We start from the raw sequence: 16,805 nt of genomic DNA, 5'->3' as shown, positions 1-16,805 counted from the left end.
CAACAATAGAAAGGGAATCTTTGGAAAAGGCAGTTCATGATCATTCTTTCTTTTGATACGTAACCAAGACTTTATCGGCTTTTTTCTTTGTCAAACGACCATAGACTTCTTCATTCACCGTCAATACAGGTGCGAGTCCGCAGGCGCCGATACACCGGCAAGATTCTAAAGTAAACTTGCGATCGGCAGTTGTTTCCCCGGGATCAATAGCCAGATCCGTCGCATAAGAATCTAAAATGTCGCCGGCACCTTTAACGTAGCAGGCGGTTCCCATACAGACACTGATGGTATAGTCGCCTTTAGGCACAAAGGTAAACTGTGCGTAGAAGGTCGCTGTGCTATAAAGTTCTTCCATAGGAATAGCTAATTCTGTAGAAAGCCTTTTCATTATTTCGATAGGCAAGTACCCATAAATTCGTTGTGCCTCTTGCAGGGCGGGCATCTGGGCACCGCGTTGTCCTTTTAAGTTCTCGATGCTGGATTGAAATTCTTGGTGTTGACTTTCTGTTTCAATAAATTCAAACACTGCTTCAGTATTCATCTGTTTTTATGTCCTCCTTTCTTGCCTCAATTATTCTAAATAATTACAAAGTAACTCCAAAAAAATTATTCTATTTAAAATAAGTATATCAAAAAAAGGTACAAGTTTGTGATTAATTATACAAATGAGAATGAGAACTGTTCTCGAAGTAGAATAGTTAGATGGAAAATAATGAGAAGCGTGTCCCATTCGATTTCTGGCGTCGAATAGTCATTTTCAAAACGTTATAAAAAAAGAAAAGGATATGCTAGAACGTTCATTTTAAGCTATTCGTTAAAGATGATGGGTGTTTAGTTAGTTATTTTAATTTTTATGAGCAGAAGGTTCTAATCAAAGAACGTGCAATGAATGCTTTAGGACACACATTCTAAGATAAGAATGGCTGTTGCTATGGCGAGAAAATAGAGGATGCCCGTCGGTCTTCGTAAAAAAGCGGCAAAAAATAGTTGACATGGGACGCGTCCCATCGTTTATAGTGAATACAGGATCTATAAGGAGGGGAGTTCATTGGTAACTATCCGAGATATCGCTAAGATGGCAGACGTTTCGAAGACCACCGTCTCACGAGTGATCAATAACCATCAATATGTTTCAGAAGAGATTCGGGAAAAGGTCCAACGTGTGATTGAAGAGACAGGGTATGTGGTCAACGGCAATGCGATCAAGCTAAGCAATGGCAAAAATTATACCTTGGGTGTGACGCTGCCCTATAATAGCTCCTGTTATGATTGTCTCGTGAACAGCTTGTTGTTTCATGCTAGAGAAAAAGGCTACCAGGTGCTTCTATTGCCCACCTACTATGATGAGCAAACAGAGAATGATTACTATGCTTTACTGGAAAAGCGAATGATCGACGGCTTGATTTTGGTTTCGCGGGCGAAAGATCTAGGAAACTGGAAAAAGCTCAAGTCTAGAGGCAGGATCATTTCTACAGAAAAAGTAGCTGAACCAAAAATACCGATGATCTATCCCAATCGAAAAAGTGCCTATGAACAGGTGTTTAAGGAACTTTCGCAAGAAGGCGTCTCTAAAGTCACCTTCACGAATAAACGGCCTTTATCGCAAAGTACCAGTGATCGCGACAAGGCGGAATGTTATGAACGCTACTTTGGCGAGGTCAGTGAAGGAACCAATTTTTTTACTGGCATAGAGGGCTATGAGGAAGGGTATCATTGGGCGAAAGAAACGTATAAAAAGTTGCCGCTTCCTGAAGTGATCTATGCGAACGCCGATGATACCGCGGCTGGGATCATTCATGGGCTGCAAGAGTTAGGCTTCACTCACAAAAAGGAGTTCCGGCTTATTGGGGGAGGAAATTTACCCTATAGTCAGCTTCTGGAATTCACAACGATTGATTTTTTACCTGATGAGATTGGCCCGAAAGTCATTGATTACCTCTTATCGGATCAAGAAACAATAGATCTAGCGCTGGAACCGCGGGTCATAAGAAGATAGACGAAGGTTTGAAAAAGAAAGGATTGTTTAAATATGCATATTGAACATGTAGCAATTTGGACCAAGGATTTAGAAAAAATGAAAACATTTTACGAAACGTATTTTCAAGTCAGCAGTACAGAACGTTATCATAATAAGAAGACCGGGTTTATGTCGTATTTTCTCAGCTTCGATTCTGGCAGCCGGTTGGAATTAACCTCCAAGCAGCATCTATCGAATCGTGTGGCTGATAGCTTGGGCTATACTCATTTGGCGATCTCTGTTGGAGGAAAAGAAGATGTCGACCGGTTTGTTGAACAATTTCTTGCGGACGGCTTTCCATTATTGAACGGCCCAAGAACTACAGGCGATGGGTATTATGAAGCGGTCATTCAAGATCCAGAAGGAAATTTGATTGAATTAACAACGGATTAAAGGATAGGGGAGTGTCTCGTATTTTTCGAGAGACTTTCTGTTTGGAAAGTAAATGCCGTTTTTTCTTTTGATTTGAAAAGAAAATCCTTTAAAAACTTTACAAATGAAACGTTTGAATAGATCTTAGACAGAGAAGGCAGCGTCCAATAGGCACGCTATCTTTTTTTTTGCTTGCGTAGATTTTCTAAAAAATAAGTCATTTAGGATTGACTCACACGCTACGTGGGACTCTATACTATAGGTAAGCTAGCAAAACAAGAAGGAGAGCAGACAGATGTTTAAAATTGGAGAATTCTCAAAACTATCAAATACGACCGTTCGGACACTGGATCATTATGCCGCGTTGGGCTTACTGACGCCGAAAAAAATTGACGAGCAAACCAACTATCGCTATTATTCCGCAGGTCAGTTGTCCCGCTTGAATCAAATCAAACTGCTGCAGCAAACAGGATTGCCTTTAAAAACGATTAAAGAGATTATTGAAATGAATGATTTAGAGTTTTTAGAACAACATTACAAGCTACAGGAAGTGCGGGTGCAGGAAGAGTTATCAGAGCTTGTGAAGAAACAGCGCATGATCGCACTTCTCCAGCAGCAAATGAAAGAAGGAAAAAAAATGTTAAACTACCCTGTCGTAGTAAAAGAAATCCCAGAACGAACGATCTTAAGTGTGCGGGAAGTCATCGCTGATTATTCGCTGGAGGGTGACCTGTGGCAAAAGCTGCAGCACAAGATGGAAGCCGCCAAAGCAAAAATGACGCAGCCGCCAATGAATATGACTGTCTTTCATGATGTGGAATACGTTGAGAAAAATGCGGATGTAGAGGTTCAAACAACGGTCGTAGATGAAGCTGGAAACGCTGGGCGTGTTGACTATAGGAAGGAGCCAGCTTTTACGCTGGCATCTGTAACTTTCAGCGGCAGCTTTGATCAAATGCCAAAGGTCACACAAACCATTGGGGAATGGCTAGAGGCGAATGGGTATTCGATCGTCGGACCAATGATCAATATCAGCCATGTCTCTCCGGCAGAAGATCCAAATCCAGACAATTGGGTCACCGAATCTGGCTTTGTCGTAGCTAAGGATTAAACAGGCGCGCATGGCGGATTTAAGCAACGCTCAAAAGAACAAGTAAGTCAAAAAAAGGAAGTTCGGAATGGTCCATTATCCGCTCTTCCTTTTACTTATTCATTTAAGTAAGCCAATTGCTTGATCAAGGTATTCATCCGGTATTCTTCGATCTTCTTGCCTAACGCAGTTAAATTTTTAACAGAAGGAACATCCTCCACAACAAATAGCCGTTCCTTGGGTATCGCTGGGGTTGAAAAATTCGTGACGTAAAGATCGGAGCGTAGCGATTCCGGTGACTCATTGGAATAAATTTTTTCAGGACGAATATCCAGAGCGACTTTCTCTTGGTAATGCTTCTTTAAATAGTAGGCCAAGAGCTGGGCATGCTTTGCGCCCAAATCGCTGCAGATCTCTGTCGTGACGGGTTTTCTAATGGCGTCTAATTGTTCGGGCAAATCTTCCCAGTAAATGAATAACTTGAATAAGATCAGATGATAAAACATAGAGTACCAAGGAAACTGAGTCTTTGCTTCTTGATCGCGCAGTGTTTTTTCGAGGACTCTGCTAAAAACAGAGAAATCTCTTTGAACATTCAAACTATTGTAAAGGTCTCGGTTGTAGGCAATGTATTTCTCATAAGAATAAGCTTTGTAAGACGCGTAGACAGATTTTAGCAATTGCAGGCAGTTCTCTCGACTCGTGTCAGATATGCCTACGTTTAACGCGTCGATAATAAGATCGAGAATATGGTTGCACAGCCGTTCGATGCGCAGCGTCTCCTCAGCATTGTCCCAAGCGAAATCATACCAAAAAATGGTTTGGCACAGATCATCCCGTTCCTTTTCTGTCAACGGTTCTCGAAATTGAGCGACTAATTCATTTAGCGGTTGTTCAAACGCTTCGAAGTGGGCGATCGAGAGTTCGTTTTGTCTAAGATGATTGAAAAATCCTTGTTCTTGCCGAATCAGTGAAACCGCCAATAAAAAGGCGCATTCAGTCTTTTGATAAAAATTCAAACTTAAACCAAATTGGTCGTCCAGTTGATCAACGGCTTTAAGAATCCTCTGCTGATCCATTTCAAACGGCCATTCATAGCAATCATAGACTTCCATAAAATAACCCGCCATGAAAAAGCGAACTTGTCCCTCATCCTCTCCAACAAGCTCCAAGTGGTTTCGATCGATCTCCAATCCGCGCATTTGCAGCCCTTCATTTAATTTCACGATCCGTCTGTATAAACTTGAAGAACTAAGAAATAATTCTTTTTCAAGATCGGTACGCAATTTCCCCGGTTGAAAAAAAAGCACTTCTAAAAGTTGAAAGGAGGGGGATTCCTTTAGAATATCTGAAAAAATCTCGTGTACAGTGTGGTTGTCTTTTTCGGTGAGATGGAACTCACCAGAACTGTTTTTTTCGATTTGAACAATGTCGCTCCATTGGTCTTCAATTTCTTGACAATCATTGATGATCGTTTTAGGAACGGCGTCTACTCGTGCAGCCAATTTTTTCACGGATACATAATTATTTGCAATTCGCAGCAGTTCAATTAATTCAATTTGACGATTTTTAGTAGAAGATAATGCATGTCTCATGGGAAACCTTCTTTCAATCAATTGATAATATTAGTATAAATCAAAAAAAGTTCACTGAAAATAATAAACATAAAATTATAAGCAAACTATTTTTTAATAAATAGAGATAGTATTGTGAAATCATCTGTGTCATGCTTGTAGTATCAAGGAATGAACGAGGAGAAAGCTATGACTAAAACAGTTGATACCTTTTTAGCAACTAGCTACCGCTTTAGGAGTGCTTTTGGTGATCCCTCTGCTTGTCGGTTATAATGGAAAAAGAGGCTACTCCCCCAATTGGGTCAAGTGGGGATTCTATTTGTTTTATCCCAGCCATTTACTGATTTTTTCCTTGATCAAAATTTGGAGCTAGAAAGTAGGAGGGAAAAATGGATTTTTCGATTCGTGAAATGCGCGCAGAGGAATATCCTCTATTGAAGGAATTCTTGTATCAAGCAATTTTCCAACGGGATGAGAATGCGTTGATTCCCAGATCCGTACTCAATGACCCTTCGATTGCTGTTTATATCCGCGATTTTGGTAAGGAAGAGGACGACCTGTGCTTATGTGCGGAGGTTGAGATGAATGTTATCGGTGCTGTTTGGGTAAGAAACATCGAAGGCTTTGGTTCGATCGATGCCGGTACGCCTGAATTTGCGATTTCTCTTTATCCGACATATCGAGGATATGGTATCGGAACAGAATTGATGCGGAGAATGCTGGAAAAATTAGAAAAAGCGGGATATAAACAAGCATCATTGGCTGTTCAAAAAGAGAACGCCGCGAAGAATATGTATTTGCGTCTCGGGTTTGAAATTTGTGATGAGAATGAAGAAGAATTCATTATGGTCTATAGGTTTGGGTGATTGACTTTCTGAAGCGATTCAGAACGTGTAAAAAGAGGATGCCAGTCAAAAAGGGAGAGAATAACAATGACAAAAAAGCTTATGTTAAGTGTGTTTTTAACGATGGTCGTCGGGTTAGCAGGGTGTTCTGCCCAGCCAAATGAGACTAGTGAGTCGACCACAACCTCACAGGAAACGAAGCAAACGAAAGATCACCAATCAAATAGTGAAGCGAGTGGCGATCCCAATGTAAAGGTGAGCGTCGAGGAGGCGATCGGTGCTTATCAGGAGACGTATCCAGACAGTGACATCACATCGATCGAATTGGACACGTCTTTTGGAACGTATCTCTATAAGATCGAAGGCGTCGGCGATAAAAAAGAGTATGAGCTGCACGTAGACGCGGAGACCAAAAAAGTTTCCAAGGAACACGAAGAAACGCTGGATAGAGACGAGCAAGAGGGCGTAAAAAGAAACGAAGACAAAGTAGATGTAACGAATCTCTTGAGCATTAAAAAAGTTTCTGAAATTGCCGCTGATCATGTGGGAAAAGGGAAGGCGGCTGAGTGGACGTTAGAGCAGGAACTTGGCACGACGTATTGGGAAGTCAAGATAGTGGATGGACAGGCTGAGACAGAGGTCAAGGTAGATGCGCACTCTGGCAAAATTTTAGAGACAGAATCAGGCGATTAAGTAGAAGAAGGGCACTTTAAAAGATCCGAAGAACGGCAGTATCGTTCTTCGGATCTTTTTTGGTTTGGAGGACACCTGCTAAGGAATACGCTCTCTTAAAAAGCAATAGTAAAGCAAATAGAAAGCAAATAGTAAAAATACATTTCAAATGTAAAGTATTTTTCGCATTTACTTTCTATATGAAAAGTTTTTTGCTCATTTACTTTCCATTCACAGGAGAACTTTGAAGTTATCCGTTGGCTTCTTCCTTCAGGCTATCTAGGGTGATTAAGGTGTGTGTTTCACCAACACCTCGAACCTGCTTTACTTTCGTCGATAAAAAAGTTTCCAATCCAGGAATATCCGCCGCCTCGATCTTCAGTAAATAATCATAGGCACCTGTTACTTTATGGCATTCCAAAACAGAAGGATATTTAGTGAGGGCATTCTTGAAATTACTGGTGTTTCCTGTACGGTCTATTTTCACTAAGGTAAAAGCAAGGATCGAGCGTCCGCAGCTTCTTCGGTCCTTTTTGATCGTGTATTGCTGGATCGTCCCGTTGCTTTCCAATTTCCGTATTCGCTCCGTTACGGCGGGTGCGGTCAAGCCCGCCAATTCACTGATCTGTCGGGCAGACATCCGACTATCTTTTTTTAAAATATCAAGTATTTCCAAATCATGCTTATCCATCTGATTGCTCCTTTTTGTTCGTTTTGTTCACTTACTATGCTATCAAACAAAGGGGCAAAGTACGAATTCAATTTAATAGAGATATTTAAAAAATAAGCGAACCTTTTTTAGAAAAAATACAAATGGACAGTCGTCTTCGCTGCGGAAAAATAGGATGGGCAGAAACTTTAATAGTAGGTTAATGTTTCTTATACATTCGGGAAACCCTCCTTCTTTATAGTTGAGATAGAAAGAATGGAAGCGGGTAGGAGTGAGCGGAGATGTTTGGAAAAATCATAAAAAATGATGTACGGGAAAGTAAGCTGATCACGGCTGTGCTGACGATTTTCATTACGGCAGCCGCACTGTTTGTTGCGTTAGCGTCGATATTAAGTGTGAATTTGGCCGGGTCGATTGATACATTGATGGAAAAATCGCAATCTCCTCATTATATGCAGATGCATACAGGAGAGATAGATAGCGAGCGCTTGGCAAGCTTTGTAAAAACACAGGGGAATGTAGAAAACTATGAGGTCACTGAATTTCTAAATCTCAACGGTTCGGACATTGAACTGGGCGGGCACAGTTTCGCGGACAGTGTGGAAGACAATGGACTCGCTGTCCAAAGTACAAAGCTCGATTATTTATTGGATATGAACAATCAGCCAATTCAGCCAAAGCCCGGAGAATTGTATGTTCCGGTAGCCTTCAAAAAGCAAGGAATCGTCAAACTCGGAGATTCTGCGACGATTGCCGGAGAAGCCTTTACCGTCAGTGGTTTTCTTCGGGATGGGATCATGAATTCTCAAATGGCTGGGTCGAAGCGTCTGCTGGTTCATCAAAAGGAATACGACGCGCTGTTTTCTAAAGGAAAGCTAGAGTACATCCTCCAATTCCGTTTAAAGGACCCTAGTAAGCTGAATCAGTTTGAGGCGGATTATAAAAAAGCGGGACTAGAGGTCAATGGGCCAAGCGGCAGCCATCGCTTATTTAAATTAGGCAACGCGATGTCTGATGGCGTGATGATCGGCATCCTTTTAGTGATCAGCTTATTGATTGTTTTGATGACGTTTATGTGTATGCGATTCACACTATTAGCAAAGATCGAAGAGGATTACAGGGAAATTGGTGTAATGAAAGCCATCGGATTGACCGTCACAGATATCAAGAGAATCTATTTAGCGAAATATGCAGCAATCTCAGTGAGCGGCAGCGTATTTGGTTACCTGCTTTCCATTCCGGCCAGCTATCTTCTATTGAAAAATATCAAACTTTTTATGGGAGAGAGCAGCAACGAAGGGTTGAGTTGGATAATGGCGGTCGTTGGAGCAGGTGTGGTGATGGCATCAATGATTCTTTATGTATCTGTTCTCTTGAATCGCTTTAAAAAAGTGTCCGCAGTAGAGGCACTGCGCTTCAGCGGGGAAAATGAGAAGATCCATACCAAAACACGGGGAAGCCTGCAAAAATTTTTATTTTTATCTCCCAATGTTCGAATCGGACTTATTGACAGTTTGAATCGAAAAGCGCTCTATGGCACGATGCTGCTTGTTTTTATCCTAGCGACCTTCATAATGATCGTTCCGGCGTTGGTGTATCATACGACGGCTTCTGAAGCATTCATTGAAAGTATCGGTTTTGGGCGAGGTATTGATATCAGTACCAGCTTGTATCAATCAACGAATACAGACGGAAATCAGAAAAAAATCGAGACCTATCTGGCGCAGGATACCGATGTAGCAGGCTTCAGTAAACTTGTTACGAAAAACATTCAGGTCAAAGAAAAAAATAAAGCAGACAGTGTTCTCGCTGTTGAGTTAGGCGAACATCAAAAATTTCCAGTGAACTATCTGAAGGGAAGAGCACCTAGAACGAAAAAGGAGATTGCCTTATCGACCATCAATGCCGACGAGTACAACAAGAAAACAGGAGATTCGATGGTTTTGGTGGTCGATGGGAAAGAAGAGACGGTCACCGTGTGCGGCATCTACGCCAATCTTTTCAATGGAGGAAAGACGGCGAAGGCTACGTTTGACGATACGACAGCACCTACTATTTGGACGGACATCTCCATCAAATTGAAACACCCAGAAACAGTCCCCAAAAAGCTGGAGCAATACAAACGAGACCTGCCTTTCGCTAAAATGAACAATGCAGAAAAATTTCGTGACCAAACCTTCGGCGCGACGATCCAATCGCTTTTTTTCGTTTCGATCGGGGCCTTGGCTGTCGCACTACTCGTCACCTCATTGATTACAGCGCTATTCATAAAGCTTTTATTAGCGAAAGACAAAAGGGAGATCGCGATTTTGAAGGCCACGGGTTTCACCAACCAAGCGATCGGAAAACAATACCTTTCCCGCAGTCTGATCACACTTTTTTGCGGAGTAGGACTTGGCACGCTCTTCGCGATGACGGCAGGCACGGCGATGTCCGGTTTTGTTTCCGCCTTGCTAGGAGGTGTCACTATCCAACTTACGGGGAGCGGATTGATCTACCTAGGTTGTCCGTTACTGATGCTGATGGTCACAACGGTCACAACAAAAATAGTCACGGCACACGCAGGAAAAATCAGCCTTGCTGAGAATCTTAAAAACTAAAAAAGGATGTGGAGAAGCATGGCTATGCTTATTGAAGGAACAGCGATCACGAAACATTTTGGCGGTGAGGATCAAGCCGCTGTCTTGAATAGACTTACGATCAACATACCTAAAGGACAATTTATTTCGATCATGGGTCCTTCCGGTTCTGGAAAATCCACGCTGCTGTATGCACTCAGTGGGATGGATACGATTGATTCAGGTACGGTGCGTTTTGAGCAGCAGCGACTCGATCAATTAAAAGAGGAACAGCTTGCGGAGGTGCGCAGAAAACAAATGGGGTTTGTCTTTCAGCAGCCAACGTTCCTGAAGCATCTTTCGTTGATCGACAACATTATTTTACCTAGCCTCAGTAAAAAGAAGCCGATGAAGGTGCTAGTCGATCAAGCAGAACAGTTAATGGAACGTGTGGGAATTCTTGAATTGAAGGATCGAAAAATCACACAAGTGTCTGGTGGACAACTGCAACGAGCGGGAATTTGTCGTGCCTTGATGCATGCCCCCAGCGTTGTCTTTGGCGATGAACCGACGGGCGCGCTGAATTCAACAGCCGCACAGGAAATCATGGATATTTTGCTTCACATCAACGAACAAGGCACGACCGTCGTGCTCGTTACTCATGATGTGAAGGTCGCGGCTCAGAGCGAGCAAGTGTTCTTCATGGAAGATGGTCAGATCAATGAGGAAGTGTATTTAGGGAAATACATTGGACAAAACCTAGAGAAACGAATGGAAATAATCAATTCGTATATGTTGGCAGCCGAGGGGGGAGAATCGCCGACTGTTCTTCAGAAGGGGTATGGTAAAATTAATAGAAAGGATGAAGAAGTCTAAGGGGGCGCATTCGACAGATGGCATACAATATTTTACATGTGGATGATGAAAAGGAAATCATCAAATTACTGAAAATGTACTTAAAAAGTGAAGACATGGTTCATTTTGAGGCAGACAATGGACGTGAAGCGCTGGCTATTTTAGCTACGACTGACATGGATTTGGTGATTGTGGATATCATGATGCCGGAAATAGATGGGTTTGAATTGATTCGCACACTTAGAAAGAGCAGCAATATCCCTATCCTAGTCCTTTCCGCACGAATCGAGGCTTCCGATCGCATCTTTGGTTTGGAGCTCGGTGCCGATGATTATTTGACCAAACCCTTTGATCCTCACGAAGCGATTGCTCGAGTGAAGGCGCTTTTAAGAAGATACCATGACTTAGGTGTTTCAAGCCACGCTCAAAATATGCGTTTAACAGTGGGCACTCTCGAATTGGACACAAATGCTTGTATTGGGTACGCCGAAGGACAACGCATCGAGCTGACAGCCGTAGAATTCCGCGTGCTGAAACTGTTGATGGAACAGCCTGGGCGCGTATTCACCAAGGAACAGCTTTATGAACAAGGGTGGCAAGACCCTTTGACCGGGGACAATAATGTTCGCGTAATGATGAGTAAGCTTCGAGATAAAATCGGCACTGAGCGCATCAAAACGATACGAGGATTGGGGTATCGATTGGAGGCCGTTCATGAAACAACTTAGAAATGCTATCATGCGTGCCTTCATTTTGTACTTTTTAGGACTGTCGATCGTCGGAGATATAACGAACGAGTTGATCACAGAACTGGATAGCTGGGTCTTTGGTGCCGAGTATCAAGTGATTACACCAATGATCGCTGCAATGCTGCAAATCCTGATGGTGCTCTTGTTTTCTTTTTTATTTTACCGCAGCTTGAACAAGAAAATCGAGAAAGAGAGTCAACGGCTGGCAAAAAAGCAAAGCACCTTATTTGCCAATATTGCCCACGATTTGAAGACGCCCTTGACTAGCATCACAGGGTTTTCCAAAGCGCTGAATGAGGATATCGTAGAACCAGAGGAAATCAAAGAGGTCACAAGCATTATTCATCAAAAATCGGTCACGGCGAATGAACTCTTAGACCTGATGTTTCAATACACCAAATTAAACTCGGCTGACTTTCATTTAAACAAGCAAACCTACGCAGTGAATTTGTTATTGAAAGAAACCGTAGCCGCGTATTATGATGTGATCGAAAAGCACCAGATCGACTTCACCTTTGACATTCCTGAGGAGCCGGTCATACGAGAAATAGATCAGCTTGAGATGCGAAGGGTGTTCTCCAATCTTTTGATCAACGCCTGCAAGCACAACCCAATAAAAACAACGTTAGCGATAACGATGGTAAATAAAGGAAACAAAGCGGAGATCATCTTTGCGGACAACGGAACTGAGATCCCTCAAAAGGATCGAGCGCAGCTCTTTCACCCATTCGTCAGCGAAAATGAAGCGGAACGATCGTTTCAAGGCAGCGGATTGGGGCTGGCAATTGTCAAAACGATCATTGACAAGCATGGATTTACGATCGACCTGCTTGATGACGATGAATACACCAAGAAATTTGTGCTTACGGTCTGATTAAATAAGAATAAGCTGAAACTTAAAAATGAGATAGGAGATCAAGATGAAACAGTACATTGCCTTATTGCGAGGAATCAATATCAGCGGCAAAAATAAAATTTCTATGGCGTTGTTAAAGGAAGCTTTTGAAAAGAAGGGCTTCTCCGAGGTAAAGACATACATCAATAGCGGAAACGTTCTTTTTTCAAGTGACGATCGGGATCAAGAACGATTGATCCGTGCCTGTGAAGCCTTGATTGTCGAGGAGTTCGATTTAACTATTCCAGTTGTAGTAGTCGAGGTCGAGGAGTTGCGCCGTTTGCTGGAAGAAGCGCCTGAATGGTGGAATCAAGAGAAGGAAACGATCTACTATGTTATTTTTATGATCCCTCCCATGACGGTATCGCAGGTTTTTGAAGCAGTAGGAGAAATAAAGCCTGAGTATGAAAAAATCGCTCATTCTGACAACGTGATTTTCTGGTCGGCACCGCGGAAAACATTTAATAAAGCACGCTGGTCAAAAATCGCGAGTTCCTCAGTGAATCCCCACGTGACGATCCGCAATGCAAATACGGTCAATAAGCTGCTGCATCTAAGTACAATAAAATAGCCTTTTCGCGCAATCAACTAAAAAGCCAAACGCTCGTATACTTTTCATTTGTAAAGTATAAAGACGTTTGGCTTTTCGTTTGTAAAGTATTTAGTGGAAATGCTTTACATTTAGTCGATGGGGTTAAATGAGGGGAAGAAGCTCATTTTGGATAAAATCAATTCGATCAAAGACGTTTTCTTTGAAGAGTGCGGTGATCGCAACGACAAGCTGCTTCTCATGATCGATGTACAACACGTTTCCGCCATCTCCCATAGCTGCCACAATTGGTTTAGAGGAATCCAAGACCCACCATAGATAACCGTAATCCAACTGTTCTTGCTCCCAATGGCTGTGAGGCTGCTGCATCTGCTTTAACCAATGGTGAGGAACGATCTGCTGCTTGTTCCAGCTTCCTTTGTTTAAAATCAATTGCCCAAGGGTAATCAAATCTCGCGTGGATAATGTTAGCCCCCAGCCTGCGGCATTGAGCCCCGTGTGGTCAGCGACCCAACCGTTTGATGTCAGTGATTGATTAAAGAGCGTTTGTTCCTTCGCGGTTTTTAACTGAATCGAAGGGCCAACAGTTATTCCTATTGGGTCGAACAATTCTTTCTGCGCAAACGCTAAGACACTTTGATGTGTCCTGCGAGTCAGCAGGGCCGACAAGAGATCAGGACCAATCAACGGTGTATAGTAAAACTGGCCCAAAGGCTGTTTGCCGCCTAGTTGTTTTAGGGTGAATGTGGTCCAATCCTTGCTCATAAAATACTTGATATAGGCAAGAGGACCAGGACGGTACGCATAAGGGACCGTCATCGTCAGTAAATTTTCCAGTGTGATTTTTTTGATAGACTCATTTTTCGTTGTGAATTCTGGAAAATAATCCAAGAGCGGTTCTTCAAGCGTATCGATAAATCCCTGTTCCTGAGCGATACCCAGCAGCAAAGAAAGAATACTCTTCGTTATGGAATAAATATGGATCTTGCTGGTTTCTGTGCAGCCGTTGAAATAGTCCTCGTATAGCCGCTGTTTATTTTTTTGCACAATGATCCCTGTGATGTTGGTATGATCCTGGTTTATTTTTTGCTGGATTTCTTCAAATTTTTCTTCGTTCATTGGTTTCCTCCATTTCCGAAGGCGCCTTCTATCTCTAGAGTAAGGGGATTTAAAATCATAATCAAGTGTTATTTTAAAAATAATGAAACTGCTCATTTTTTATTTTTAATATACTAGATGAAGAAGGGAAGATATTCTCTTTTTTTTCAGGAAAATTGTCTGTTTTAATCGGGAATTTTTAAAATGAAAAAGAAAGCTCGTGTTGAAAGCGCTTATCAAACTGTGTACAATGTCACTAACGAAGGGGGTTGGGGTAATGGGTAGAAAGGACAGTGTGTATACTTTTTTATGTGAACAAACAGAAATTTTTCTTCAAGATACAGGCATACCAAAATTAGAGTCCACCAGCATTTCAGAGGCAACAGGAATCGCTCGCTATAACGTAAGTCGTGATTTAAATCGATTAGCAGAGGAAGGAAAAGTCCTCAAGCTTTCTGGCAGGCCCGTTCGATTTTTGACGAAGGAGCTGATCGAAGCAGCGATCGGTAAAGGAAGTTCCTTGAAGGCATCTTTGACAGTGGAAGAAGTTCGAGAATTACTGGAAAATAAAGATTCCTGTCCTGGGGACTACCCTTTTACGGAGCTGATTGGGTATGACGGCTCGTTGGAAAATGCGGTGCGACAGGCGAAGGCAGCACTGCTTTATCCACCCTTTGGACTGCATTCGTTGCTGACGGGACCCTCTGGCTCAGGAAAGACGACATTTGCACGATTTATGTACCAATACGCAAAACATGCCGGAAAGCTGCAGGATGATTCTCCTTATATCGTATTCAACTGTGCGGATTATTCCAATAACCAGCATCTGCTATTGGATCATCTTTTTGGTCATGTTAAGCATGCCTTTACTGGAGCAGAGACCGATAAGGATGGACTGATCGCCGCAGCGAACAATGGCATTCTTTTCTTGGATGAGATTCATCGGTTGCCGCCAGAAGGACAAGAGATGCTGTTTTCGATCATGGACCGCGGGGAATATTATCGCCTGGGGGAATCCTCCAACCCTCGAAAGGTTCGTGTGCTGATTATTGGCGCTACGACTGAGGCGATCGAAGGGAATATCCTGTCTACTTTTTTACGTCGTATTCCATTGAAAATTTTTATGCCAAGTGTAAAGGAACGAGGATTGGCTGAAAAAATCAAACTGATTTATTTTTGTTTTAAGCAAGAAGCTAAAAAGACCGAGCGCAAACTGCAAGTAAACGAAGATGTGATCCGCTTCTTTTTACAATACGATCCAGTCGGAAATATCGGACAAATGAAGAATGATATTCAATTGTTGTGTGCCAATGCGTTAGTCGACAGTATCTCCAATCACTCCCAGGTCATTCAAGTAAAACTGTCCCATCTATCGACCTATTTGATCGACCAGTTCTATTATGCCCATTCTTCTGAGATCAATGCTGAGATGCGAGAAAAACTGAAACTGCTGCAAATTGACGAATTTGTTTTCACACCTGAAGAGGAGCGAGATTCGGACCCGTTTCTCTTAGTAGATGAGGAAGAAAGTGTGTCCCACGATGTTTTGGAGACGTACCACAAGTATCTGGAAGGGAAAGGCTCGCTTTCTCCCCTCAAGTCGATCATACAGGGCAAAGCACAGCAGTTAGCAGAAAAGCAAGGCAATCAGCAGCAGGCCATTTTCAAAATCGTTTCTCGTAAAAATTATGAAATCACCGTCAATATTTTAAAACGTGTGGCGCAGAAGAAGCATTATCACTTAGACGACAGCAACATCAAAAGCTTGGCTTTGCATCTGGATACCTTGATCGAAAAAATCACGGAGGGCTATTCCTTTAGAGACAATTCTTTTTTAGAACATAAAAAACCGAACGAATTGGCTATGGAAAAAGAAATCGAAATGGCTGAGCAGATTTGTCGAGAAATCTCTGATCAATTAGAAGTTCAATTGCCTGAGAGTGAAAAATATTTTATTTCTTTGTATTTAAAGGCAATGAATGAAAAGTATACAGAGAAGAAAATTGGTGTTTTGATCTTGATGCACGGGACCACCGCGGCGACAGATCTGGCGAACACGGCCAATCAATTGTTAAATGTCGAGCACGCAGTCGGATTGAATATGCCGCTGTCGCAATCCGTTGGCGATACCTTGGAAAAGGCCACTTCTTTGGTACAAAAGATCGATCAAGGCAAAGGTGTCGTGATTCTTAGCGATATGGGGTCGCTCAATATGTTCGGCGATATTATCACGAAGAAAACAGGCATCCCCACACAAACGATCAAGATGGTGACGACACCAATGGTCATTGAAGCGACGCGTAAATCCCTGCTGCCAAAAATGTCCATCATCAAGCTGTCTGAAGACATCGTCGAACAAAGCGCATATATTGGGAACAGCGTAGAAGACTTTCAAGACAAAGCGATGCAAGACGATCCCAATCCCTTCACTGATGATCGACGAAGCAAGATCATCTGTATTTTAGAGGAGAGCTTGATATTTTTAGATGGGGCGACGATCTATGATTTGTTAGAGATCGAAGCGAAGAAAATCGCAGATAGCTATAGCATTGAAAACTTCGAGGATTTTTGGATCAAGTTTCTTTTCCATACAAGCAACATGATCGAACGGTCGATTCGCAAGGAGCAATTTTTACGGGAGGATGCGGAGGAAATCATCCAAAGCGATCCGGCGTTGTACAGCTACTTAAAGGAACTTCTTATCCCTTTAGAAAATCGGTACGCGATCGTGATTGAAGACAGCGAGATCAGTTATATGATGGAACTGATCGAAGTCAACACAAGCTTGATGTATTGACAGCACACTAAATTTTAATTGACAGCACACTAACTAAATAAGTTGTTCATTCAAAAGCATCAA

Annotated in this window: 15 protein-coding genes and 1 pseudogene; 12 read left to right on the top strand and 4 right to left on the bottom strand. The window is 42.4% G+C overall.

Features of this window, described 5'->3' with window-relative positions; all coding sequences use genetic code 11:
* Positions 1-40: 40 nt before the first annotated feature.
* On the bottom strand, positions 41-541 hold the full coding sequence (locus A5868_RS09780) for an NADH-quinone oxidoreductase subunit NuoE family protein (RefSeq protein WP_086303614.1): 501 nt from the start codon (positions 539-541) through the stop codon (positions 41-43).
* A 507-nt stretch (positions 542-1,048) separates the two neighbouring features.
* Here A5868_RS09780 and A5868_RS09775 point away from each other — a divergent pair.
* From A5868_RS09775 to A5868_RS09765, 3 genes are all read left to right on the top strand, one after another.
* A complete protein-coding gene (locus A5868_RS09775) occupies positions 1,049-1,996 on the top strand; it encodes a LacI family DNA-binding transcriptional regulator (protein ID WP_086303615.1) in 948 nt (315 codons plus the stop codon).
* A gap of 33 nt (positions 1,997-2,029) precedes the next feature.
* Positions 2,030-2,410, top strand: coding sequence for a VOC family protein (locus A5868_RS09770; protein ID WP_010780466.1), 381 nt, complete (start codon positions 2,030-2,032; stop codon positions 2,408-2,410).
* 274 nt (positions 2,411-2,684) lie between these two features.
* Positions 2,685-3,500: a MerR family transcriptional regulator gene (locus A5868_RS09765; protein ID WP_086303616.1), complete on the top strand. Its 816-nt coding sequence runs from the start codon at positions 2,685-2,687 to the stop codon at positions 3,498-3,500.
* A gap of 95 nt (positions 3,501-3,595) precedes the next feature.
* On the opposite strand, the gene A5868_RS09760 is transcribed toward A5868_RS09765, so the two are convergent.
* On the bottom strand, positions 3,596-5,074 hold the full coding sequence (locus tag A5868_RS09760) for a helix-turn-helix domain-containing protein (RefSeq protein ID WP_086303617.1): 1,479 nt from the start codon (positions 5,072-5,074) through the stop codon (positions 3,596-3,598).
* A gap of 196 nt (positions 5,075-5,270) precedes the next feature.
* Between A5868_RS09760 and A5868_RS09755 the strand changes: the two are divergent.
* From A5868_RS09755 to A5868_RS09745, 3 genes and pseudogenes are all read left to right on the top strand, one after another.
* Positions 5,271-5,426, top strand: a pseudogene (locus A5868_RS09755) (TraX family protein); the annotation flags it as partial.
* 16 nt (positions 5,427-5,442) lie between these two features.
* Positions 5,443-5,919, top strand: coding sequence for a GNAT family N-acetyltransferase (locus A5868_RS09750; RefSeq protein ID WP_086303618.1), 477 nt, complete (start codon positions 5,443-5,445; stop codon positions 5,917-5,919).
* A 66-nt stretch (positions 5,920-5,985) separates the two neighbouring features.
* Positions 5,986-6,591: a PepSY domain-containing protein gene (locus tag A5868_RS09745; RefSeq protein ID WP_086303619.1), complete on the top strand. Its 606-nt coding sequence runs from the start codon at positions 5,986-5,988 to the stop codon at positions 6,589-6,591.
* Between the two features lie 229 nt (positions 6,592-6,820).
* Here A5868_RS09745 and A5868_RS09740 read toward each other — a convergent pair whose 3' ends face one another.
* Entirely contained in the window at positions 6,821-7,261 is a 441-nt protein-coding gene (locus tag A5868_RS09740) for an Lrp/AsnC family transcriptional regulator (RefSeq protein WP_086303620.1), read from the bottom strand.
* A gap of 260 nt (positions 7,262-7,521) precedes the next feature.
* On the opposite strand from A5868_RS09740, the gene A5868_RS09735 reads away from it, so the two are divergent.
* From A5868_RS09735 to A5868_RS09715, 5 genes are read left to right on the top strand one after another with little or no spacing between them, the layout of a single operon-like run.
* Entirely contained in the window at positions 7,522-9,840 is a 2,319-nt protein-coding gene (locus tag A5868_RS09735; protein WP_086303621.1) for an ABC transporter permease, read from the top strand.
* An 18-nt stretch (positions 9,841-9,858) separates the two neighbouring features.
* Positions 9,859-10,674: an ABC transporter ATP-binding protein gene (locus A5868_RS09730; RefSeq protein ID WP_254908290.1), complete on the top strand. Its 816-nt coding sequence runs from the start codon at positions 9,859-9,861 to the stop codon at positions 10,672-10,674.
* Between the two features lie 17 nt (positions 10,675-10,691).
* On the top strand, positions 10,692-11,381 hold the full coding sequence (locus A5868_RS09725) for a response regulator transcription factor (protein WP_086303623.1): 690 nt from the start codon (positions 10,692-10,694) through the stop codon (positions 11,379-11,381).
* Entirely contained in the window at positions 11,368-12,276 is a 909-nt protein-coding gene (locus tag A5868_RS09720) for a sensor histidine kinase (RefSeq protein WP_086303624.1), read from the top strand. Before A5868_RS09725 ends, A5868_RS09720 begins: the two co-directional genes overlap by 14 nt.
* A 46-nt stretch (positions 12,277-12,322) precedes the next feature.
* Positions 12,323-12,868: a DUF1697 domain-containing protein gene (locus tag A5868_RS09715; protein ID WP_086303625.1), complete on the top strand. Its 546-nt coding sequence runs from the start codon at positions 12,323-12,325 to the stop codon at positions 12,866-12,868.
* Positions 12,869-12,991: 123 nt separating this feature from the next.
* On the opposite strand, the gene A5868_RS09710 is transcribed toward A5868_RS09715, so the two are convergent.
* A complete protein-coding gene (locus A5868_RS09710; protein WP_086303626.1) occupies positions 12,992-13,966 on the bottom strand; it encodes a serine hydrolase domain-containing protein in 975 nt (324 codons plus the stop codon).
* A 256-nt stretch (positions 13,967-14,222) separates the two neighbouring features.
* On the opposite strand from A5868_RS09710, the gene A5868_RS09705 reads away from it, so the two are divergent.
* Positions 14,223-16,742: a sigma-54-dependent transcriptional regulator gene (locus tag A5868_RS09705; protein WP_086303627.1), complete on the top strand. Its 2,520-nt coding sequence runs from the start codon at positions 14,223-14,225 to the stop codon at positions 16,740-16,742.
* The last annotated feature ends 63 nt before the right edge of the window (positions 16,743-16,805 follow it).

This window comes from Enterococcus sp. 12F9_DIV0723 (genome assembly GCF_002174375.1).
Lineage (GTDB): Bacteria > Bacillota > Bacilli > Lactobacillales > Enterococcaceae > Enterococcus_A > Enterococcus_A gilvus.
This window is presented reverse-complemented; position numbering and strand designations above follow the sequence as displayed.

Coding starts and splice junctions, on each gene's coding strand:
- A5868_RS09705 (WP_086303627.1), top strand. CDS start 14,223: ATGGGTAGAAAGGACAGTGTGTATACTTTTTTATGTGAACAAACAGAA.
- A5868_RS09740 (WP_086303620.1), bottom strand. CDS start 7,261: ATGGATAAGCATGATTTGGAAATACTTGATATTTTAAAAAAAGATAGT.
- A5868_RS09730 (WP_254908290.1), top strand. CDS start 9,859: ATGGCTATGCTTATTGAAGGAACAGCGATCACGAAACATTTTGGCGGT.
- A5868_RS09715 (WP_086303625.1), top strand. CDS start 12,323: ATGAAACAGTACATTGCCTTATTGCGAGGAATCAATATCAGCGGCAAA.
- A5868_RS09770 (WP_010780466.1), top strand. CDS start 2,030: ATGCATATTGAACATGTAGCAATTTGGACCAAGGATTTAGAAAAAATG.
- A5868_RS09710 (WP_086303626.1), bottom strand. CDS start 13,966: ATGAACGAAGAAAAATTTGAAGAAATCCAGCAAAAAATAAACCAGGAT.
- A5868_RS09720 (WP_086303624.1), top strand. CDS start 11,368: ATGAAACAACTTAGAAATGCTATCATGCGTGCCTTCATTTTGTACTTT.
- A5868_RS09725 (WP_086303623.1), top strand. CDS start 10,692: ATGGCATACAATATTTTACATGTGGATGATGAAAAGGAAATCATCAAA.
- A5868_RS09780 (WP_086303614.1), bottom strand. CDS start 541: ATGAATACTGAAGCAGTGTTTGAATTTATTGAAACAGAAAGTCAACAC.
- A5868_RS09750 (WP_086303618.1), top strand. CDS start 5,443: ATGGATTTTTCGATTCGTGAAATGCGCGCAGAGGAATATCCTCTATTG.
- A5868_RS09735 (WP_086303621.1), top strand. CDS start 7,522: ATGTTTGGAAAAATCATAAAAAATGATGTACGGGAAAGTAAGCTGATC.
- A5868_RS09765 (WP_086303616.1), top strand. CDS start 2,685: ATGTTTAAAATTGGAGAATTCTCAAAACTATCAAATACGACCGTTCGG.
- A5868_RS09760 (WP_086303617.1), bottom strand. CDS start 5,074: ATGAGACATGCATTATCTTCTACTAAAAATCGTCAAATTGAATTAATT.
- A5868_RS09745 (WP_086303619.1), top strand. CDS start 5,986: ATGACAAAAAAGCTTATGTTAAGTGTGTTTTTAACGATGGTCGTCGGG.